The sequence below is a fragment of the Chryseobacterium sp. ON_d1 genome, assembly GCF_006829085.1.
Classification (GTDB): domain Bacteria; phylum Bacteroidota; class Bacteroidia; order Flavobacteriales; family Weeksellaceae; genus Chryseobacterium.
Genome location: NZ_BJTC01000012.1, coordinates 118,194 through 139,382, shown reverse-complemented (window position 1 = coordinate 139,382; position 21,189 = coordinate 118,194). Strand labels below are relative to the sequence as shown.

15 protein-coding genes are annotated in these 21,189 nt (G+C 37.2%); 4 read left to right on the top strand and 11 right to left on the bottom strand.

Annotation, left to right across the window (positions count from 1 at the left end):
- The first annotated feature begins 224 nt into the window (after positions 1-224).
- Positions 225-557 carry a hypothetical protein gene (locus CRS_RS18825; RefSeq protein WP_142725542.1) on the top strand — a complete coding sequence of 111 codons (333 nt, stop codon included), beginning with the start codon at positions 225-227 and terminating at the stop codon, positions 555-557.
- On the opposite strand, the gene CRS_RS18820 is transcribed toward CRS_RS18825, so the two are convergent.
- A complete protein-coding gene (locus CRS_RS18820; protein ID WP_142725504.1) occupies positions 554-1,666 on the bottom strand; it encodes a DUF3667 domain-containing protein in 1,113 nt (370 codons plus the stop codon). The genes CRS_RS18825 and CRS_RS18820 overlap by 4 nt on opposite strands.
- A 348-nt stretch (positions 1,667-2,014) precedes the next feature.
- Between CRS_RS18820 and rplM the strand changes: the two genes are divergently transcribed.
- From rplM to rpsB, 3 genes are all read left to right on the top strand, one after another.
- Positions 2,015-2,470: a 50S ribosomal protein L13 gene (gene rplM, locus CRS_RS18815; protein ID WP_027375420.1), complete on the top strand. Its 456-nt coding sequence runs from the start codon at positions 2,015-2,017 to the stop codon at positions 2,468-2,470.
- A gap of 6 nt (positions 2,471-2,476) precedes the next feature.
- The gene (rpsI, locus tag CRS_RS18810; protein ID WP_002976218.1) at positions 2,477-2,863 is read left to right on the top strand and encodes a 30S ribosomal protein S9; all 387 of its coding nucleotides are present in this window, start codon (positions 2,477-2,479) and stop codon (positions 2,861-2,863) included.
- Between the two features lie 207 nt (positions 2,864-3,070).
- The gene (rpsB, locus tag CRS_RS18805) at positions 3,071-3,832 is read left to right on the top strand and encodes a 30S ribosomal protein S2 (RefSeq protein ID WP_002976219.1); all 762 of its coding nucleotides are present in this window, start codon (positions 3,071-3,073) and stop codon (positions 3,830-3,832) included.
- A 73-nt stretch (positions 3,833-3,905) separates the two neighbouring features.
- Here the strand turns inward: rpsB and CRS_RS18800 are convergent, their stop codons facing one another.
- From CRS_RS18800 to CRS_RS18755, 10 genes are all read right to left on the bottom strand, one after another.
- Entirely contained in the window at positions 3,906-4,091 is a 186-nt protein-coding gene (locus CRS_RS18800) for a hypothetical protein (RefSeq protein WP_142725503.1), read from the bottom strand.
- A gap of 225 nt (positions 4,092-4,316) precedes the next feature.
- Positions 4,317-4,757, bottom strand: a complete 441-nt coding sequence (locus CRS_RS18795; RefSeq protein WP_142725502.1) for a DUF6759 domain-containing protein — start codon at positions 4,755-4,757, stop codon at positions 4,317-4,319.
- On the bottom strand, positions 4,754-5,452 hold the full coding sequence (locus tag CRS_RS18790; protein ID WP_142725501.1) for a DUF6759 domain-containing protein: 699 nt from the start codon (positions 5,450-5,452) through the stop codon (positions 4,754-4,756). Before CRS_RS18790 ends, CRS_RS18795 begins: the two co-directional genes overlap by 4 nt.
- Positions 5,453-5,467: 15 nt before the next feature.
- Entirely contained in the window at positions 5,468-6,145 is a 678-nt protein-coding gene (gene trmB, locus CRS_RS18785) for a tRNA (guanosine(46)-N7)-methyltransferase TrmB (RefSeq protein ID WP_142725500.1), read from the bottom strand.
- A gap of 96 nt (positions 6,146-6,241) precedes the next feature.
- Positions 6,242-7,006: a DUF6759 domain-containing protein gene (locus CRS_RS18780; RefSeq protein ID WP_142725499.1), complete on the bottom strand. Its 765-nt coding sequence runs from the start codon at positions 7,004-7,006 to the stop codon at positions 6,242-6,244.
- Between the two features lie 288 nt (positions 7,007-7,294).
- Entirely contained in the window at positions 7,295-8,089 is a 795-nt protein-coding gene (locus CRS_RS18775; RefSeq protein ID WP_142725498.1) for a hypothetical protein, read from the bottom strand.
- Positions 8,090-8,290: 201 nt separating this feature from the next.
- Positions 8,291-11,689, bottom strand: a complete 3,399-nt coding sequence (locus tag CRS_RS18770) for a T9SS type B sorting domain-containing protein (RefSeq protein ID WP_228451294.1) — start codon at positions 11,687-11,689, stop codon at positions 8,291-8,293.
- Between the two features lie 113 nt (positions 11,690-11,802).
- Positions 11,803-14,655: a T9SS type B sorting domain-containing protein gene (locus CRS_RS18765; protein ID WP_142725497.1), complete on the bottom strand. Its 2,853-nt coding sequence runs from the start codon at positions 14,653-14,655 to the stop codon at positions 11,803-11,805.
- A 140-nt stretch (positions 14,656-14,795) separates the two neighbouring features.
- On the bottom strand, positions 14,796-17,621 hold the full coding sequence (locus tag CRS_RS18760) for a gliding motility-associated C-terminal domain-containing protein (RefSeq protein WP_142725496.1): 2,826 nt from the start codon (positions 17,619-17,621) through the stop codon (positions 14,796-14,798).
- 79 nt (positions 17,622-17,700) lie between these two features.
- Positions 17,701-21,051 (bottom strand): gliding motility-associated C-terminal domain-containing protein, encoded by a 3,351-nt coding sequence (locus CRS_RS18755; protein WP_142725495.1) that lies wholly within the window; start codon positions 21,049-21,051, stop codon positions 17,701-17,703.
- Positions 21,052-21,189 lie beyond the last annotated feature (138 nt).

Here is a 21,189-nt window from a genome sequence, read left to right as displayed (position 1 = left end):
CCAAATATAATAATAAAAAAAGAACCATGTGTTTGGTTTTATTTTATTGATTTTCAGTTTTTTATTTGTGTTTGTTGAATTGTATCTCCCCTTTTTGAGCCAGAGATCTGAATGTTTGGAAACAGAGTTAAAGTCTGATGAATTGCAGAGGCTTTATTTTGAAATAGACACAGTTTTACATTCTCAAATTAAATTCTCTACTTTTGCAGAATATTTTCACAGACATGCAAAAAGCTTTGATGTACTTCGCCTTGGGAACGGTAGTAAGCTTCCTGATTAATTATTTCTTTTTAAGTTCGGAAAATATCGGACTGGATATTTATTATGCTTTTGCCTTTGGTTCTGCATGGGGAATTGCTTATTATCTGGATACCCCGGATTTTACACTGCCTAAGAAATTAGGACTGTCATTTGTAGCGATGGGAATTCTGGTTCTTATAGGAACTTTGATTTTTACACTTGAACTGGCAATTCCTTCTATTCTGAAGTTTTCAACGGTTTTTGTAGCATATTATCTATTTGCAAGCTTCAGAGGGAATAAGTCCCTCAGAAACTAGTGCAGCATAATAAAGCTCAGATACATCAGAACCAGAAACATCAGAATCAATCCGATATAATTGACAATAAATAATAAGGAGCCTTTCAGTATGCTTATTCTTTTCTTGGTTTCATATACCTTGTGATGGGCTGCAAAGAAATAGATTGTCATATAGGCAGCCAATCCTAAGAATCCTAAAACATATAATAAGGTAAGTATATTATTGTCCGGTAAGAAGCTGGTGATTTTTTCCCCAACGATAAACATCAGCACCCCTAATAACAGGAAAGAGAAATAGTGAAGCGTAAAAATTCCATGATCAAAATACCACCATTTCTTCTTGTTATGGAACAGCCATAAAAAGAATGCAAATATCGGAAGGTATGCAAACAGTGCTTTGGGAATCGTATGAATGAAATTTTCCTTATATTTTTCCCAAATCTGATGCTTGCTGTATCCTTCTTCTTTTAATTCAAATACTTTTTTTGCAATAGGTCTTGCCATGGTATAAATCCCTGTATTGTCTTTGGCAAGGATGGAATCATATTGTTTCAAGGTGTAGGCATTCATAACGGATGCTTCCTTGGTGTCAAATGTACGGTCAAGAATTTCGTCTTTTTCCTTCGCATCCTTAAGTTTAATACTGTCTCTTACTTTTAAAGTATCTAATGCTCTTTGAGCAGTAGCCGCTGTTTCATGGGAAAGTATTCCTTCTTTTTGCAGATCTTTTACAAGATCTTTGGATATCTCTTTCTGTTTTTTTGTTTTTGCTTCTGTTTTAACATGGCTGGGCTTTTCCGCTTCTTCTTTGGCGTGGGGTAAGATGTTGGGAAGGAAGAATGTGATAAAACTTATAAATATATAGAGTTTTACAGGAGCCACATATAATTGTCTTTTACCAGCCAGATATTCTTTGGTAAGTGTGCCGGGACGGGTAAAGAGATAGTGTATGGTTTTCCAGAACTGTCCGTCATAATGAGTGAAATCCTCAATAAAGTGAGTAAAGAGAAAATGAAAAGGCTGTCTGCTTTCAATATTTTCCTGCCCGCAGTGGGGGCAGAACCTTTCTTCAACCTGGTGCCCGCAGTTGAGGCAGGTTTTGTCATCTCTTAGTTTTCCGTGGCTCATGAATTATGGAATATAATTGACACAAATATAATTATTTCAAAGAAACTGTAATTATATTAATGTGTTTTACGGAAATCGTTAAAGTAAATTTAATAAAAAAAGAGTTGAGGGAATGAACTCTTTTGGGTATCATTTGTGTTTTTAGAATCTTCGAAGTGTTTTTTTCATCGCAACAACAGTTCGCAAGATTTGTGCCAAAAATGTTAAAAATGTTAAAATCTATTGATACAGGGCTACACAGGTCATAATATATAGATTAAATAAAATATGTTTTTGGGTTACAAAAATAATTTGTACCTTTGCACACCCTTTTAGGGGTAAATTATGTTTAATCTTTAACTAAAACGTGTGAATACATTAAGTTACAAAACTGTTTCAGCGAACAAAGCTACTGCTAATAAAGAATGGGTTGTGGTAGACGCTGAAGGACAGCCGTTAGGTAGATTAGCTTCTACGGTTGCAAAGATTTTGAGAGGTAAGCACAAAACGAATTTTACACCTCACGTAGATTGTGGTGATAACGTAATCGTTTTGAATGCTGGGAAAATTACACTTTCCGGAAACAAGTGGGCTGATAAGACTTATATCTGGCATACAGGATATCCTGGTGGACAGAAGTCTATGACTGCGGCTGAACTTCAAAAGAAAGATTCTTTAAAGGTATTGGAGAAATCTGTAAAAGGTATGTTGCCTAAAAACAGACTAGGTGCTGCTATCCTTAAGAACCTTTATTTATATGAAGGAACTGAGCACAAACATGAAGCTCAACAGCCTAAAACAATTAATGTTAACGAATTTAAATAATTAATTATGTCTATAGTTCACAAAATCGGAAGAAGAAAAACTTCTGTAGCTAGAGTTTATGTAAAACCAGGGTCTGGTGTTATTACAGTAAACGGTAAAGATGCTAAAGAATATTTCTCTACAGATGTAATGGTTTACAAATTAAACCAACCGTTCATCCTTTCTGAGACTGTTGGTCAGTATGACGTTACCGTAAACGTATTCGGTGGTGGTAATACAGGTCAGGCAGAAGCTATCAGATTAGGTATTTCAAGAGCTTTATGCGAAATCAACGCTGAGTTCAGATTAGCATTGAAGCCAGCTGGTTTACTTACAAGAGACGCAAGAATGGTGGAAAGAAAGAAGCCAGGTCAGAAAAAAGCAAGAAAGAGATTCCAATTCTCAAAACGTTAAGATTTCTCGTTGGCAGATGGCTTATGGCTATTGGCTACAGGAATGTATTAAATTTTTTTTAAACTTAATCTCGGCGAAAAGCCAATTGCCAAAAGCAAAAAGCAAACCGCCAATTGCCCGTTACGTTTAGCATCCAAACACTTCTCCCATCTAAAGAAGTTGTTGATTGTTTAAAAGACGGAAAGTAAACTAACAAAAACAGAAAACATGGCAAAAGCAAATGTAAAAGACCTTTTAGAGGCTGGCGTACACTTCGGTCACATGACGAGAAAGTGGAACCCAAATATGGCTCCATACATTTTTATGGAGAAAAACGGTATTCACATTGTAGACTTACATAAAACAGCAGTTAAATTGGACGAAGCTTGCAACGCTTTAGAAAAATTAACTTCTGCAGGTAAAAAAGTTCTTTTCGTAGCTACTAAAAAGCAGGCGAAAGAAGTGGTAGCAAAACACGCTTCTGAACTTAATATGCCTTATATCACAGAAAGATGGCCAGGTGGTATGTTAACGAACTTCGTTACTATCAGAAAGGCTGTAAAGAAGATGAATGCTATCGACAAAATGAAAAAAGACGGTACATTCGAAACTTTATCTAAAAAAGAAAGATTACAAGTAGACAGACAAAGAGCTAACCTTGAGAAGAACTTAGGTTCTATCGCAGACATGGTTAGACTTCCATCTGCTGTATTTGTAGTTGATATCTTAAGAGAGCACATCGCGGTAACTGAAGCTAAGAAACTAGGTATTCCAGTTTTCGGTATCGTTGATACAAACTCTGACCCTAGAAAAGTTGACTTCGTTATCCCAGGAAACGATGATGCTTCTAAGTCTATTGATATGATCCTTAGCGTAGTTTCTGAATCTATCAAAGAAGGTCAGTCTCAAAGAAAAGCTGATAAAGAAAAATCTAAAGAAGAAGGAGAAAAAGTATCTGCTGATACAGATGCTGATTTCGATGCAGAATAATTAAAGATTTTCTTTACTATAGGAAAAACGCTGGATTTTGGTCCAGCGTTTTTTTATTGTTGATATACTAAGACTATTTTTTAGGACATACCAGCATATCTCCAAGGTCCGGATCTGTGCTGGGCACAACTACACCGATTCTGCATACTCCTCCGCAGCAGATTTCCCCGATTTCCATACTGCAGCCATCCAGGCAGCTTCTGTATCCCCCTTTAATTGTTCTTAGTTCACTTCTTGAAACTTTTTTTAAATTTTCCATGGTTTTTAGTTTTAGTTTTTTCCTACTCTTTTTATGCTTTTCGGATACCGCAATTTTATGTTTTTAAATATAAGTAAATATTTCGTAGGTATACCATCTGAAAATAATATTTTGATTTCGTGAAGTTTAGACTTCAGTAGTGCTGTTTTAAAAGGTCTGCAGAATCATAGGCCTGAGATACTTTGGTATTAAAAAACCTGCAGAATTCGCAGGTCTTTATGATTTTTAATTTGAAAGTTTTATAGAATAGGAAGTCGTTATAAATTTTGTAGACTGATAAGTAGCGTTACATAGAGTTCCGGATAATCTGTAATTTTGATTTTTAGGAACCATTGTATATCCTATTTTTCCGGCCCCGATGGGGATCTTTTTGAAAAAACTGCCCCCACTTACTGTAAGCACCATATTGCATGGAGATTTGTTTTCTACTGAAATAGAGGTTCTGGGGTTCTTAGGATCATCATTGTTCAGAAGATCATTAAGAACGTCAGCTGTTTCCGGTTTATAAGTTTTCAAGAGCTCATTATACTCTCTTTCCGTATTGACACTGCTCCCTGTATTCCTGTTGGGGTAAGGGTAGGAGGCTCTTCCCGGATAGCCAGTATAGTTTGCATTACAGCTGACAAGAATCAATGAAATGCCGGTAAGAACTAATAGTTTTCTCATCCTATTTTACTTTTTGATTTTTGTTTTTTCGGAGATTGTTCTGATATGGGTTCCTTTTGGGTAGATTTCAGCTCCATCCTGGGTTGATTCGGATTTTCTATGGTTACAAATATACTTTTTTTAATATCTTTCTGTGAAGAATATTTTATATCACAGATATTACTGCTAAGTGTATATGAGTCCTTTGTGAGTATAATAAAGTTTTCAGCACGGGCAGGGACAGCCAGATTGTAGAATTCATTTCCTTCAATTCTAAGGACGATATTACAGTCTGAATTATTTTTGAATAAGAGAATCGCTTCATTACGGTTAATGTCCTCGTTAAACATTGCATTCAGAAGCTTCACTGTTTTTTCTTTGTGTTCAGAAGATGTTTCGGCAATGAGCTTTTTAAACATTTCGGCATCGTCTGAATTGGGATTTCTCATAGCATTTTTAGGGATATCTCCAATAACAGGCCTCGCTTCCATAGGTTTGGCTGTACGGGCACCCTTTGTCCATTCAGCGTTCTTTAAAGCTATGAGCTTAGGTTTCAGCACACTCTTTTTAGGGTCATCAGGGTGTGTATTCTTTAGGTATTCTTCAATTTCTTTAATGTTTGTGCTTTTCAGAATGTCTTTACTGCCTTTTTGAGCTTGGGTAAAGTTGGAGAAAAGAAATGTAAAGAATAAAATTGTTAAAAAATTTTTTTTCATCAATTTTTTATTTCATCAGCTTATCCGAAATTTAATGTAGGTAATAGTTTTTCCTTTTGCTGAGAAAAGCTCTTCATAATATGTTTTGATATCTCTCAGGTGTTCCGTATCGGGATTATATTCAGGTGCTCCATAGATATCATGGTGAGCGGTGATAATTTCATGTCCTGCTCCCTGTAAATAGCCGAGTGTATAACCATGTAAGAATTCTGAATCGGTTTTTAAATGGATAATACCACCTGGCTTCAGAAACTTTTTATATCGGTTTAAAAAATCTGGGTGAGTAAGTCTGTGCTTTGTTCTCTTGTATTTGATCTGCGGGTCCGGGAATGTGATCCAGATTTCATCCACTTCATTTTCCGCAAAAAAATAATCAACAAGTTCTATCTGTGTTCTCAGGAAAGCTACATTATTCATATTGTTTTCTACCGCTTCTTTGGCACCAAACCAGAATCTTGCTCCTTTAATATCAATTCCTATAAAGTTTTTTTCAGGAAAAGTTTTGGCGAGTCCTACAGAATATTCTCCTTTTCCACAACCTAGTTCAAGAACAATCGGATTGTTATTTTTAAAGAAATTCTCTCTCCATTTCCCTTTAAGTTCGAATCCTTTTAAAGCCTCTTCCCTTGTAGGCTGGATTACATTTGGTAATATTTTGTTTTCTGCAAATCTTGCTAATTTATTCTTGCCCATTGAGTTATAAAATGAGTGCAAAAATAGTGAAAATTTATGGAGTATTTTTGCCTTTTCGTGGTAAAAGACATAGAGATAATTCGTTTTTGATTGAGATTATTGGCCTCCTAAAGCTACCATAATTGCCCGCTCAATTGTTTTTTGTGAAGCATATTGAGCTCCGCAAACAAGGCTGGTAAAAAGATACTGTCCTTTTTCTATAACAATTGAACCTTCACCATGAGCAGGAACGGCAAGTCTGTATTTAGTAGTGCCTACCCCTTCCATTCTTACAATGATATTACAATCTGATTTATTTTGGATTAATATGATAGCTTCTTTCGCATTAGGGTCATTATCAAATAAAGAGTTAAGGATTTTTACAGTTCTGTTTTTATGCTCTACAGGAGAGACAGCCATCAGCATGTTGAATTCTTCAGCTTCAGTATTGGGAATTGCTGTATTAGCAGTGGCATTTACAACATAAGTATTCTGAGCAGTACTTGGTGTATAAACCGTAGTAGGTTGTTTTGCAGCCAGTTCAGCTTTATATTTTGCAATCTGTTTCTGTTTGATAATGGCGTTCATTTCATCAAAGGTGATTTTTGTAGATGGCCTTCTTCTCAGCATAGCGAGCATTTCCTGCATGTCTTTTACTTTTTGATCAGCAGGATGGGCATTCTTGATGTATTCCTTCATCATTTCCATTACCCTTGGTTTTAGAACGGACCTTCGGGGATCATCAGGGTGGGCATCTCTTAAAAAGGCGTTGATCTCATAGATGCTATTACTTTTTAGGATGTTACTGTAATCTTTTCCTCTTTTCTGAGCAGACACAGTAAATAAAAACATACAGGCAAGAAGTAAAAATACTTTTTTCATTAATTAATATTAAGTTAGAATTGGGATGCTTCACACTTAATTTGTGTTTTGGTTTAATTAGTTTTACTTGATAACGAAATGTTGGTGTTTTTATTTTAAACACATATTTGTGAGATAAATTTAAACATATTTTTGAAAACTCGTGAATGATATATTGTAAAAGTTGTATAATTCATATAAGGAATATTGTATCGTCCCAGATAGAGAGTTCCCAGCAGTGCACAGCAAAAAAAAACCATGTGTATCACATGGTTTATAATATAATTTTAAGGTTATTTCACAGAATTTTTAGTTGCTGCTTACAACCTCCTGGAGGTGTGAGCTTCTTAGTCTTTTCTGATAGATTGGGAGGTATTTTTCAATAGGAATTTTTATCGCTTCAAAGTTTCCTGCTAATACATATCCCTGGATATTTTCAGAAGTATAAACGAACTGAAGAAAATTGTCAATTAAATTTTCAGGAATTTTAAATTTTGTAAAATAATCTTTACCCAGATAATTTTTGATCTGTGCTACAGAGCTGTTCATTCTTTCGTAAGCCTGATAGCGCTGTTTTTTCTTTCTTTCCCCGGAAAGGATATCATAAATACTTTCAAGACTGAAGGTAAGTCCGCCATCACGCAATCCGGCAACAGGAAGCTCCGGTGGGGTTCCGTCGCCTTTTGGTTCGGGAAGTCCAATTACTTTTTTAAGAGCATATGCTTTATCTTCTTTTCTTAGAGAGTTTACGTCATACCGAAGGTTTCCTGTAGGCTTGAACCTGCTGAGTACAATTTCCTGGATTTCATAATAGGCTATTTTAAGCTCAACCAGGTTTTTTTGTTGCATTGATTGGGGGGTCAATTTGATGTCTTTTCTTTCGGTGACAATAGAAGTAAAACGTATCACATCCCCGGCATTGGCAGGAATATTAAAATTACCATTGTAATCCGTAAGAACGGTTTTCTGAGTATTCAGGTTTGTGACATAAACCTGATTGAGATATAAAATAGAGTTGTCTCTCAGAAATACCTCACCGGAATATATTTGTGCATTAATTTTTGCCAGAAAAACCAATAGCAGTAGAGTAAACAGTTTCTTCATATAATGCGCAAAATTACGTAGAAATAAAGCAATTTTGTATAATTAGATGAATAATAGTGGTTAAAGTTATATTAAACTTTAGGATTTAATTGTTAAGGAGTGTTAGAAACCAGCCCTTCAGGTAATAATATTTAGATTTAAATAAAAATTCCGGAAGAAAGAACAGCTGAAATTCAGTATTACTTTCTTCCGGATTTCTTTTTATCTGTGTTTTACCAGAAGCCAGCTGGAATACTTTACAGTGAGTGAAGAGCCATATTCTGTCCAGGTAATAAAATACCAGTAATTTGCTGTCGGAACATATCTTCCGCCAACTCTTCCATCCCAGGTATATCTGTTTTCTGGAGTGCCTCTGAAGACCTCTGCGCCATACCGGTCAAAAATACGGAATACAAGATTATCATTCTTCATTAAGGCAGAGTAATCTATTCCTTCATTATGACCATCCCCATTAGGAGTAATGGTGTTGATCAGATTAATAATGGCAAATGATTTTATAACATCCTCACACATTCTGGAGTCCCTTACAAATATGTTGTGCGCTCCTCTGGGTACATTATAGAAAACATTGGAACTCTGCCACAGAACACCGTCCAGAGAATACTCATAAGGAGGTGTACCGCCGCTTACCCCTATCTTTACTGTTGCTCCGTCAATTTCAATAGATGTAATTACGGGAAGCGGCAATTCTGTTACGCTGACATACTGTTTGTAAACACAGCCATTGAATGTGAGTTCTACCCAATAATTTCCAGGAGCAACATTGGTGATGGAAGGTGTGGTTGCTCCTGTACTCCATAAATATCTTTCAAAACCGGGCCCTGCATCAAGTTTTGTAGTGGTTTTCGGGCAAATCGTCTTATCTTTTAATATATCCGATTTCTTAGGAACTTTAATGTTGATAATAAGAGTGCCTACTTCCGGACAGACTCCGTTTTTTTGGAAACGGATATAATAAGTCTGGGAAGTTATTATATTTACAGGTAATGAAACTGCATTTACATTGTTCTGAGCATCTGCTAAGGTTGCATGAAAAGTGAACGTAATATTCGGATCCAACGTAAACTGGGGAATAAACTGAGCTAAGTTGACACTTTTTATTCCATCCAGATCATCATCACAAGTGCTTTCTGTGACGGTTTTAGTGATCAGTGTTAATCTGTCTCCAATACTGAATTGTAATGGTTTAATGACAGAAGCACATCCGTCAGGGGAATCTACTCTGATGTAAATCGTGGTGGTGGCTGTATAGCTCCAGTTATTAGGAAGCGTATTGTTATTTCCTGCATTGGCATCTGCCAGGTTTGCATAATACCTTACATTGGTAAAATAACTTGGATTATTAAGTACAATAGGGGTGATATTGGAAAGTATAACATTAACTGTTCCGTCCAGATTATCATCACAGAAAACGCCATTGTAGTTATCCAGAACGATAGCTTTGTTGAAAAGAGATAACGTTATTTGTGCAATACCTTTACAACCAATATTGTTGTTTACAACTGCATATATGATTGTACCATTAGGGGCAGTGTAAGCTGTTGTATTGGTTATTAATGCCGCTGCGTTTTCATTCTGAGCATCTACAAGGGTAGGATAATAGGTAATAGTAACAGGAGAGCCACTGCTGATATTTGCTGTAGTCAGATTAAAGGTACCTTGTCCGTTGACATCACAGGCAGATAATGTGGCATTTGTTACTGTAAGAGTCTGAATGTTAATGGTGACAGTTACCGTTTCACAATCTGGGAAATCAGGGTCATTTCCACAGAATGTATAGGTGAATGTATCCGTTCCTGGTGTACCGGGAGTATTTACAGTATAGGTAATATTGCCGGTAGTAGGGTTTACAACAGCGGTACCTAATGAAGGGGCTGTCGTAATAGCTACAGTACCGGGATCAGGAGTCTGTGCTGAAGTGCTGAATGCAGGGATTATCGTTTTGGCGTTACATACGTTGTATGATATGCTGGATAGCTTTGTACAGTTCAGTACTTTAAATTGTTCTGTAACCAAAGGAGCGCAGCTTCCCATGGTTACAGAACATGTATAATATCCCGGCAGTGTAGGAGTAATTGAAGAAGTTGTGGCTCCCGGAACAATATTTCCGTTTCTGTACCATTGGTAAGTATCATAAATGAGAGGGTCTACAGTAAGGACCACTCCTGGAATACAGCCGTTACCAGATTGTAAAATAACGGGTTGGGTAGGAAAGCCTGCAAAAAAACCTCCATATCCTACGGCATCACTTCCGGCAGTAATTCCGGCCATAATGGCCTTGTCTGAAACGACAGTAATATTCCCCGTTACATTGGGAATTCCATAGGTAACCCAATTATTGGTACCTGTCATATTATAAGGGCCGGTTATTACAGGAGGATTCGTACCGTTTACGGTGACGGTAGCTCCTCTTTCTGTAATAAGATTCAGCTTTGTAGGAATATTCAGAATTCCTCCGGGATTACCATTGGAATGTACAAAATTTTCATTAATAAGCCCGAGTTCATTAATCTGTTTAGGAAGATAACAGTTCAGGGCAGGAATAAAATTGAATCCTCCGGTTGCTGTTTCATTTCCTGTATTTGAAGCTCCTGCTAAAATCTGGTAGACATAAGCGTTTTTAGATGTTTTGAGATATAAATTATAATGTCCGTTTCCCTGGAGAATATACTTAGAATCAGGAATGACAAAGTATTTTCCGGCATTGATAGTTGCTATAGGAGGTATTTCATTATTGACAAAGATTTGGGTATTGTCCTCAGTAGCAACTACAATGGCTCCTTCCATATGAGCACCAATGGCTCCGTTACCTTTTACAAGGGCAAATTCATTTCCGAGCCTGTTAACAGGCACTGACTGATCCATTAGGATATCTGAACTGGATGGAAAATTTCCGGCATATTGTCCGTTAAAATTTCCGTTGGTGACACTGATGGGTTTGTTTGAAGTAATTTTTGAACCAATAAAACCATCAAAGTTTCCGGTTATATTCCCAATTCCTTCAATAATGTATGATTGCCCTTTATTTAAGGTGAATGTCATTGTCGGATTGGTAGCGCCGGTCATCCCATTGGAAAACTGAACATTAGGGTTGTATCCGGTAATGGTAACAGTTGTATTATCTTCAGTTGCCAGTACACTGGTCATAAAATTAAGAATATTGTTGCTTACAGTGATGGGAGCTGAAGCGGTATAGAATTTTTGTCCTGTTGAAGGGATTCCTTTGGAAGTAATGATTTCTGCGTGGTTAAATACTGAGAATCTTAAATTGGCATAAAAAGGAAATTCTGCCTTAAGATATAATCCTTTGGTAGTTGGGGTAAATAAATCTGTCTGCAGTTTGGTAATAATATAGGTCCTTAATACATCGAATTTCTGTGGATTATTTTTACTGATATTCACTGTTCCGATCAGAACATTATTGTTATAAATACTTACAGGAAAAGGAGTTGTTCTGTTGGTAGATAAATACAATCTCTGATATGGAACGGTCGCATTAGTTCTATCTATCATCGGTGCAAACCAATGCTCTCGGTCCAATTGGGCAAAGGCAGAGGTGAAAATGCAAAACATAAATAAAAAAGATAAAATTTTTTTCATTCAGCAGTAGTCTTTCCCACAAATTTAATAATAAAAAGTATTAAATTTTTGAAAACAGAATAAAAAAAGCCACGATTTAAACATCGTAGCTTTTAAAATTTATATCGGCCAAATTACTCCCGGTTTTTTACCATAATCCAACCTGTGAATTTTATTGGGGTTTGTCTGGCATTGGGTTCGTTCCAGCCAACTTCATACCAGTAGTTTCCTGTTGGTACTCTTTTGTTTCCGTCAGTAGTTCCATTCCACTTATAACCGTTGGTTTTATCTGCCTGGAAGATCTTGCTTCCATATCGATCAAAAATGTTAAATACAAGATTGTTTTTAATGGCTAGTGAAGAGTAATCTACCAAGTCATTTACTCCATCATTATTAGGGGTAATCACGTTGATCAGATTTGGGATTGTGATATCTACTTTGATGGGTTCACAATTATAGTCGTCTTTCACATATATGCTGGCATTTCCTCTTGAAATATTGGTGAAGATATTAGAATCCTGCCAGTTGATATTATCCATTGAGTATTTATATGGAGGGGTACCTCCTATAACATTTACTGTTACGGTATTGTTTGAAATATCAATATTGGAGATAACGGGCTGTTCAGAAGCGTACACTTTTACTGTCTGCGTGGTGATACATTCTCCGGTTTTCAGTTTTACCCAATATACTCCTACTCCTACATTTTTGATAGTTTGAGTTGTAGCACCGGTACTCCATTCGTAACTTTTAAATCCTGGTCCTGCATCAAGGGTTGTTTTTCCTTCCATACAGATAATTTTATCTGCCAGTACATCGGATTTTACAGGCGGAAGAACAACCAGTGTTACCATGGCCACCCTGTAACATCCGTTCGCATTGATTACTTTTATATAAACAACACCATTCGGAGCAATGTAATTTGATGGGGTTAAAATTTCGTTTGTTCCGGCATGTGCATCTGCAAGAGAAGGGTAGTATTTCTTTGTAACTCCTGTAGCTAAGGTTACGCTGACATTTATAAGATTAAATAATCCGGTGGCAGGATTAGCTTCCAGGAAGCAGGTTCTGATTAATGCGTCATTTACCACAGGACTTTCAGAAACTGTCAGATTCAGAGTGACTTCTTCACAGTCTGTAAAATCAGGATTGTTTCCACAGAATTTATAAACAATTTTATCCGGTCCTATATAGCCATAAGCCGGTGCATAGCTAATCACTCCTGTCACAGGATCAATAACCGCATTTCCATTAGCAGGAGGTGTCAGTATGGTTACTGTTCCCGGTACTACAGTTTGTGTAGAGCTGGAGAATGTTGGTACAATCTGTTTTACCCCGTCACATACTGTATCATTTATTGTGGTTTTCTTAAGGCAGGTATATACTTTATATACAGGTGTAATTACTGGTGGGCATGATCCTACCGTAATTCTTACGGTATAATTTCCAGATTGAGTAGGTGTGTATGAGTGGCTTGTTGCGCCGGGGATAGGATTGTTTTCCTTATACCATTGGTAAGTGTCAAAGCTGTCATCAACTTCCAGTACAATTCCCGGAATGCAATCACCATTTTGTTTGGCGATAACAGGGATTGAGGAGAATCCTGCAAAATATCCGCCATATCCCACAACACCACTTCCACCTGAAATACCTGCAGTGACAGCTTTTGTAGAGTTAATAGTAACATTTCCTGTAATATCCGGGACGGAATAAGAAACCCAGTTTGGAGTTCCTGTCACCTGGTAAGGACCATAGGAGGGAAGTAAAGGACCTCCGTTTATGGTAACTGTGGCTCCTGCTTCTGTCAGGATATTCAGTTTTACGACGTGCCCGGACAAAGTTGTAGAATAAGGAAGGTCTTTGATTTTTCCAATTTCATCAATTTTTCTTGGAAGATAACAGTTTAATGGGGGAATATAATTGAACCCAAGTGTCGCATTGCTGGCTCCAACACCTGCCATCAGCTGATATACATATACATTCTTTGTGGTTCTGATGTACATATTGTAATGTTCATTCCCTTGGTTGATATAGTTGGTATTACTGATTTTATTCACTCTGTAGCTTTCACCCTCAGCCAATGTTGCTGCTGGTGTTGTGCCGTTATTGATGTATACCTGTGTTCCTCCTTCTGTAGCAACAATAAGGGCATCTTCCATTCTTCTGCCAATGTCTCCGTTTCCTTTTACAACTACAAATTCATTTCCTAGCCGGTCTACCGGAACAGACTGGTCCATAATAATATCAGATCCCTGATAGGAACCTCCGGCGGCCATAGCAAACTGTCCGTTGAAATTTCCATTGGTCACCGATATTGGCTTGTCAGCTTCTATTTTGGCCCCAATGAAAGCTTCTTTATTTACTGTTTTATCACCTATACCTTCAATAATGTAAGATTGCCCTTTGTTTAATGTAAATGTAAGGGTAGGATTGGTAACTCCGGTCCATCCGTTCGTAAATACAATGTTGGGAGAGTAATTGGAAACCGTTACCTTAGTATTGTCTTCTGTTGCAAGAATTCCTGTTGTGAAATTATACTCACTGTTAAGCTCTTCAATAGGAGCAGTAACTGCGTAGAATTTTGTACCAATTCCGGCTTTCCCTTTTGATGTCAATATTTCCCCATGCTGGCTTACTGAAAATCTGTAAGTAACAAAATAGGGTTTGGAACCTTTGGTATACAATCCTTTATTTCCCGGTGCGAATAATTCTCCATTGGTTGTCGCAACCATTCTGTTTAATGGGATATTAAATGTCTGTGGAGAACCTTTGCTGATTGTTACAGTACCTAATACAGTATTATTACTATAGATGTCTACTGTAAACGGAGTTGCAGAATCTGTAGAAAAATAAAGGGCCTGCATCGGGGTTACCACTTTGGGAGATCTGGCAGCCATGGGAGCGAACCAGTGTTCTGTATCTCTTTGAGCAAAAAGCATATAGCTTGAAACAAAAAATAACAGAAAAATCGATAGAGTTTTCTTCATGGATATTTAATTAGAGTTTTTACAAAAATAAAAGAATAATTGATTAATTGTTAAAATATTTAATGTATTTAGTATTAATGTGATAAAAATAAGCCACGATTTTATAATCGTGGCTTATAAATATAGCTTTAAACTAATTATTACTCTCTGTTTTTAACAAGAATCCAGCCAGTATATTTTATTGGAGTCTTTTCTTGGTTGGACTCATTCCACGTGATATGATACCAGTATGTTCCTGTTCCTAATTTCTTATCAAAGTGTTTTCCGTCCCATCTGAAGTTGTTGAACTTATTTCCGGTAAATACCATATTTCCATATCTGTCATATACTACAAAAGAAAGATTTTCTTTATAAGCCAGTTCACTGTAATCTATATAATCATTTACATTATCTCCATTAGGCGTAATAGCATTTAACAGATTAGGAACCGTAACTTCTACAGCTACTGGAGTACAGTTATAGGCATCCTTTACATAGAATGTGTGCTGTCCCCTTGTTAAACCTGTGAAGGTACTCGAATCCTGCCAGGTGGCAGTTCCGTCAACAGCGTATTTATAAGGGGCTTTGCCTCCATTTACAATTACTGTTGCTGTATTATTATTGATCTCAATGGTTTGGATTACCGGATCTTCAACTTTTTTAACCCTTACTGTCTGTGTAAGGAAACATCCGCTTTTGCCAAGAACTACTGTATATTCTCCAACACCTACATCTCTGATACCTGAAGTGGTAGCACCCGTACTCCATTGGTATGAATCATATCCAGGGCCTGCATCCAGGTTAGTCTTAGCATCCATACAGATATACTGATCTACCAGAACCGGCGATTTTTTGATTGGAAGTACAATTAATTCAATTTTAGCATTTGCCGTACACCCTTCAGCGGTGGTTACTTTTACATATACAAATCCTCCTGTTGAAGGGAAGTTTTCCGGAGTTGTAATTTCATTAATCCCTGCAGTAAGATCATTCAGTGTACGGTAGTATTTTTTTACAACAGCGTTATAGTCTGTTACCTTAGCTTTTGTAAGATCAAAATAAGCATAAGGAGCTACGTCATACCAGCATGCCTTAATAGATGTATCCGTTACAATAAATGGTACTACAGTAAGATTTAATGTTACCTGCTCACAATCTGTAAACTCAACTGAGTTTCCACAGAATTTATAAATGATTTTGTCCGGTCCTAAATATCCGGGGTTGGGATTGTAAGTAATTGTTCCGTTTGGATTCACTACAGCTGTTCCTTTTGTAGGAGGAGTTAAAATTACTACTGTACTTGGAACCACAGTTTGTGTGGAAGAAGTAAATGCAGGAGTTATGATTTTTGTAGAACAGGCATTAAGTGCTTGTGTCGTTTCTTTTAAACAGTTTTGTACTTTATAGACAGGAGTTGTCACAGGAGGACATGTTCCCATGGTTACCTTTACAGTATAGTTACCTGACTGTGTAGGTGTATATGTATAAGTAGTGGCACCAGGAATAGCTACTCCTTCACGGAACCATTGATATGTTTCATATCCGTCGTCTACTTCAAGAATGATTCCCGGAACACATTCTCCTGCTTTTTTAGCAATAACAGGAATGGATGAGAATCCTGCGAAATATCCACCATATCCTGCAGTACTATATCCTCCATTGATACCGGCGGTTACAGCTTTGGTAGAAGTGATCTTAATATTTCCTGTTACTCCTGTTATTCCGTAGGTAACCCAGTTACTGTTTCCTGTTAATGGATATGGGCCGTCTGAAACGGCAACTGGATTGTCGTTTACAAGCACTGTAGCACCCGCCTCCGTTAGAATATTTAATTTTACAATTAAGTCGCCTTGCGTCACACTTGTTCCACCTGGGCCAAGAGGCATCTCATTAATTTTTCCGATTTCATCAATTTTTCTTGGCAGGAAACAGTTTAATGGCGGGATATAGTTAAACCCATTAGTTGCTGCATTGGAGCCAATTCCTATAAACTGATAAAGATATACATTTTTAGTAGTGGAAATAAACATATTGGAATGTCCCAAAGTGCCTTGTGCCACATAACTCGTTTCGTTGATTCTATACCATTGTCCTGAAGCAAGGGTCGCTACTGGAGTAGTGCCTCCATTCAGGTATACTTCAGTATTATCTTCCGTTGCAATAATAAGTCCTCCTTCCATATTCAGATTGGGGGCTGTAGATCTGGTTTTTACCATGGCAAACGTATTTCCAAGTCTGTCTACCGGAACTGATTGGTCCAAAATAGGATCTGTACCGGATGTTGGTGTTGAAAAGTTACCGTTGCAGCTTCCATTGGTAAGAGTTACAGGTTTGTCTGCAACCACTTTAGCTCCTATGAAGCCGGTTTTATTAGCCGATTGAGAACCAGAGCCTGCGAAAATAAAAGATTGTCCTTTCTGTAATGTAAAAGTATGAGAATTACTGGTAGGAGTTCCGTTGATAAAAACTACTCCTGCAGTAGGGTTCCATGTTACTGTTACACTGGTATTATCTTCAGTAGCCAGGATACCGGCTGTAAAGTTGTAAAAACTGTTGGTGTCTGTATTAGGGCTTTGAGCAACAAAAAATGTTTTTCCAATTCCGGCTTTTCCTTTACTGGTAATAACTTCCCCATGGATATCCTGGGCAAGTCTTAAACTGCAGTAGAAAGGTTTTGCTCCTTTCAGATAAAGTCCTTTATTACCCACAGTGAAAGCATCAGTTGTTGTACCTGTGGAAATAAGATTGTTGGCAACCTTATAAGTTTGAGGATTACCTTTGCTGATGGTAACTGTAGTAACCACAGCATTGTTGTTATAGATCGTCACATCAAAGGGGGTTGGTGAGTCAGTGGAAAGATATACCATGTTGTTATAACCTCCGTAACTGTCATAATAAGGAGCGATCCAGTGCTCGGTGTCCCTTTGTGCAAAGAGCGTATTAATTGTCAAAAAAATTAATACCAGACTGAGTAGAAATCTTTTCATGTGTATGGAATTAGGATTTCTACAAAAATAAAATAAAAAATGAAATACTTTTAATAAAATTTAAATAAATGTTAAAAAATTACTCTCTATTTTTAATTAAAAGCCATCCTGAATATGAAACTGGTAATTGAGTGTCGGGCTCGTTCCATCGGATAATATACCAGTAGGTTCCCGTAGGAAGATTTCGTCCGTTTGATTTTCCATCCCATGTATAGTTCTTGTCAGATGACTTATATACAGAAGCTCCATATCGGTCAGCTACTTCAATGGTGACATTCCGTTTTATTCTGAGTTCTGAATAGTTAAGAATATCATTAATTCCGTCTCCATTAGGGGTAATGGTATTAATAAGATTAAGGACTAAAAATTCTTTGGTAACATGGCTACATCCATCGGAGCCTAATACATATACCGTATGCAGGCCTCTTGATAATCCTGTGAAAACGTTAGAAGGTTGATAATCAAAGTCGTTCAATGAATATTTATAAGGAGCTGTTCCTCCGGTTACAAATACTGTTGCCGTAGTTCCTGTAACATCCACTTTGGTAATAGCGGGAGCCTGTGAAGCTGTAACATGTGCATACTGACGGTATATACATCCGTTGAAGCCAAGATCTACATAATAAGTTCCGGTTCCTGCAGAAATATCTGGAGAAGTAGCACCGGTATTCCATAGATATGAAGTAAATCCGGGGCCGGCATCCAGCATTATTTTTTCATTGGAACAGATTACCTGATCATTCAGTTTGGTTGATTTTTTAGGTGTTTTCAGATTAAGAGTTAAAACAGCAGTATTAGGACATGCAGTACTGCTTTGAAACCTCACATAAAAGACACTGGCAGAGGTGTTAAGTGTTTGATTTGATGGGATAGGATTCAGGCCCGCCTGAGCATTGGCCAGTGAAGTATAGAATGATAAGATAACCCCTGGATCTGTTGTGAATAAATTTTTATAGTTATTAAGATTTATAGCTTCAGTACCACTAATATCATTATCACAGATATCGGCCTGTCCATTATTGGTTATCAAAGGAATTTTATTTCCTATTGTGAAGTTGATTTGTCCCAAAGCAGGAGGGCATTCTCCAGCAATACCGGTTACTCTTACATATACTGTTGTATTAGCTGTAAAAATCCAGTTTGCTGGAAGTGTATTGCTGTTTCCAGCATTGGCATCGGCCTGGTTAAGGTAATATTGTACTGTAAAGCTTGCAGGATTAGTTACAATTTGCGGCGTTACATTGATAAAATTAACACTTGCAGCACCATCAAAGTTTTCATCGCAAATATTGGCATTGAAATTACTTGTAGTAAGGTTTGGAGTAGGATAGGTATTTAATGTGATGATGGCTAGCTGAGAACATCCATATACAGATGTTATATTGGCATAAACTGTCCCTGACTGACCAGAATAAGCCGTTGGATTGGTAATCTGACCCGTCAGATTCGTATTTGTAAAATAATTTGTTGTAGTACCGGGTTCCAGGGTTACATTAGCTGTTGTTAGATTGAATGTTCCATTTCCATTAGATGCTGCACAGCTGGTAAGTGAGACGTTGTTTACCTGAAAGGAATGGGTGTTTATTATAATCTTAAAATACTCAAAAGCAGCAGGAGTTCCGGTTCCCTGGATATAATAGGTAAAGGCGTCAGTAATATTTGCTGTATTACCTGTATTAGGAGTATATATGATTTGTCCGGTTGTAGGGTTCACACTTACGGTTCCATTGGTTGGCTGTACAATAATAGTGGTATTGGACGGATCAATGCTCTGACTGGAACTGGTAAATACGGGGTTGATGGTTTTTGTGTTGCATGATCCGATATCATAAGTTGTGGTTGTGATTGGTGGGCATACAGTATAATCATATTCTGCGGTAAGTCTTGACTCGCAATTGGTTCTGGTGATATAGCAAGTATATATCCCGGAACCGTACAGGTCCGGATTAATAGCAGGTGATGTTGCTCCGGGAATAAGAATTCCGTTCAGATACCATTGATAAGCATCATAACCGGTTTCTACAGAAAGCTGAACTCCATTATAACAGTCTCCGTTTTTTGTGATAACCGGAACTGAAGAAAAACCGGCGAAATATCCACCATATCCCACAGCTCCATTTCCTGCGGCAATACCTGCTGTAACAGGTTTTGTAGAGGTAACTGTTATATTTCCCGTTACGCTCGGAATGGAATAAGTGACCCAATTCGGATTTCCTGCTACGGGTGCCGGTCCGGTACCGGCAGCAATTGGATTTCCATTAATATTTACTGCAGCTCCTGATTGGGTAATGATATTAAGTCTGGTGTTGAATGTATCAGTACCTATTTTATTGATAAATCCGATTTCGTTGATTTCTTTAGGTAAAAAACAGCTTAATGGTGGGATAAAATTCATTCCTCCTGTAGCATAAACAGTACCTGAAGATGTTCCGGCTAGAAGCTGATATACATAAACATTATTACTGGCTGAAATACTCATATTGTAATTTCCGTTCCCTTGGTTGATATAGTTAGTTCCCTGAATCACATAATATTGTCCCGCATTCAGTGTGACATTATTCAGAAGATTTCCATTTACGGTAAGTTTGGTATTACTTTGCGTTGCAACCACTACAGCTGCTTCCATTCCTGAATTGGCAGGGCCATTCCCTTTTACCATTACAAAATCTTTTCCTAGTCTTTCCACAGGAACTGCCTGATCCATCAATACATCTACGTTGGTATTGTTTTGAGTTGTATAGATACTGTTGAAGTTTCCATTGGTGACAGAAACGGGCTTATTGGCAACAATTTTTGCGCCTACCAATCCTGTTAAGTTATTAGGATTAAGGTTACTCTGGGCTTCAAGGATGTATGATTTTCCTTTATTGATGGTGAAAGTTCTTGAAGTAGCTGAGATACCGTCAGAAAAAACAACTCCTGGATTGTATCCTGATACAGTGACTGTAGTATTGTCTTCCGTAGCAGTTACTCCGATTGTTGAGTTTACATAAGGTTTAGCAGTTGTATTAGGAGCCATTCCTACAAAGAAGGTTTTCCCAAGTCCGGCTAGTCCTTTTGAAGTAACAAATTCAGCCTGGTCCTGTACAGTAAATCTATAACTCGCGAAGAATTTTTTAATTCCTTTTACATATAAACCCATTGAAGTAGAGGTAAACAAAGAGGTTGGGGTAGAAGCAATCATCATATTATTGGGGATGGTTACCTGTACAGGATTTCCTTTACTTACCTGGACTGTAGAAATTACATTGTTGTTATTATATACCTGTACAGAAAAGGGCGTTATCTCATTGGTTGAAAGGTAAAGATATCCTTTGGGGGTTCCAAGCAGGTTACTTGCAGACATAGGAGCGATCCAATGTTCAGTATCCAATTGTGCATTGACAAATAAACAAAGGAAAGTGCAAAAAGCCAGTAGAATTTTTTTCATGCGTTATTATAAGGGGCCGCAAATTTAAACATTAATAATCAAATTTTTATATAAAAAAAACTTTGAAATTGTGTTTATTGTGTAATTATTGAATATTTAAAATTCTCGTCATATTGTGTTAATAATTATAAATTTTTA

What these genes read in the sequence shown, in the direction of transcription:
- CRS_RS18825 (WP_142725542.1), top strand. Translation starts at nt 225, where the DNA reads ATGCAAAAAGCTTTGATGTACTTCGCCTTGGGAACGGTAGTAAGCTTC.
- CRS_RS18820 (WP_142725504.1), bottom strand. Translation starts at nt 1,666, where the DNA reads ATGAGCCACGGAAAACTAAGAGATGACAAAACCTGCCTCAACTGCGGG.
- rpsI (WP_002976218.1), top strand. Translation starts at nt 2,477, where the DNA reads ATGTCTATAGTTCACAAAATCGGAAGAAGAAAAACTTCTGTAGCTAGA.
- rpsB (WP_002976219.1), top strand. Translation starts at nt 3,071, where the DNA reads ATGGCAAAAGCAAATGTAAAAGACCTTTTAGAGGCTGGCGTACACTTC.
- CRS_RS18800 (WP_142725503.1), bottom strand. Translation starts at nt 4,091, where the DNA reads ATGGAAAATTTAAAAAAAGTTTCAAGAAGTGAACTAAGAACAATTAAA.
- CRS_RS18795 (WP_142725502.1), bottom strand. Translation starts at nt 4,757, where the DNA reads ATGAGAAAACTATTAGTTCTTACCGGCATTTCATTGATTCTTGTCAGC.
- CRS_RS18790 (WP_142725501.1), bottom strand. Translation starts at nt 5,452, where the DNA reads ATGAAAAAAAATTTTTTAACAATTTTATTCTTTACATTTCTTTTCTCC.
- trmB (WP_142725500.1), bottom strand. Translation starts at nt 6,145, where the DNA reads ATGGGCAAGAATAAATTAGCAAGATTTGCAGAAAACAAAATATTACCA.
- CRS_RS18780 (WP_142725499.1), bottom strand. Translation starts at nt 7,006, where the DNA reads ATGAAAAAAGTATTTTTACTTCTTGCCTGTATGTTTTTATTTACTGTG.
- CRS_RS18775 (WP_142725498.1), bottom strand. Translation starts at nt 8,089, where the DNA reads ATGAAGAAACTGTTTACTCTACTGCTATTGGTTTTTCTGGCAAAAATT.
- CRS_RS18770 (WP_228451294.1), bottom strand. Translation starts at nt 11,689, where the DNA reads ATGAAAAAAATTTTATCTTTTTTATTTATGTTTTGCATTTTCACCTCT.
- CRS_RS18765 (WP_142725497.1), bottom strand. Translation starts at nt 14,655, where the DNA reads ATGAAGAAAACTCTATCGATTTTTCTGTTATTTTTTGTTTCAAGCTAT.
- CRS_RS18760 (WP_142725496.1), bottom strand. Translation starts at nt 17,621, where the DNA reads ATGAAAAGATTTCTACTCAGTCTGGTATTAATTTTTTTGACAATTAAT.
- CRS_RS18755 (WP_142725495.1), bottom strand. Translation starts at nt 21,051, where the DNA reads ATGAAAAAAATTCTACTGGCTTTTTGCACTTTCCTTTGTTTATTTGTC.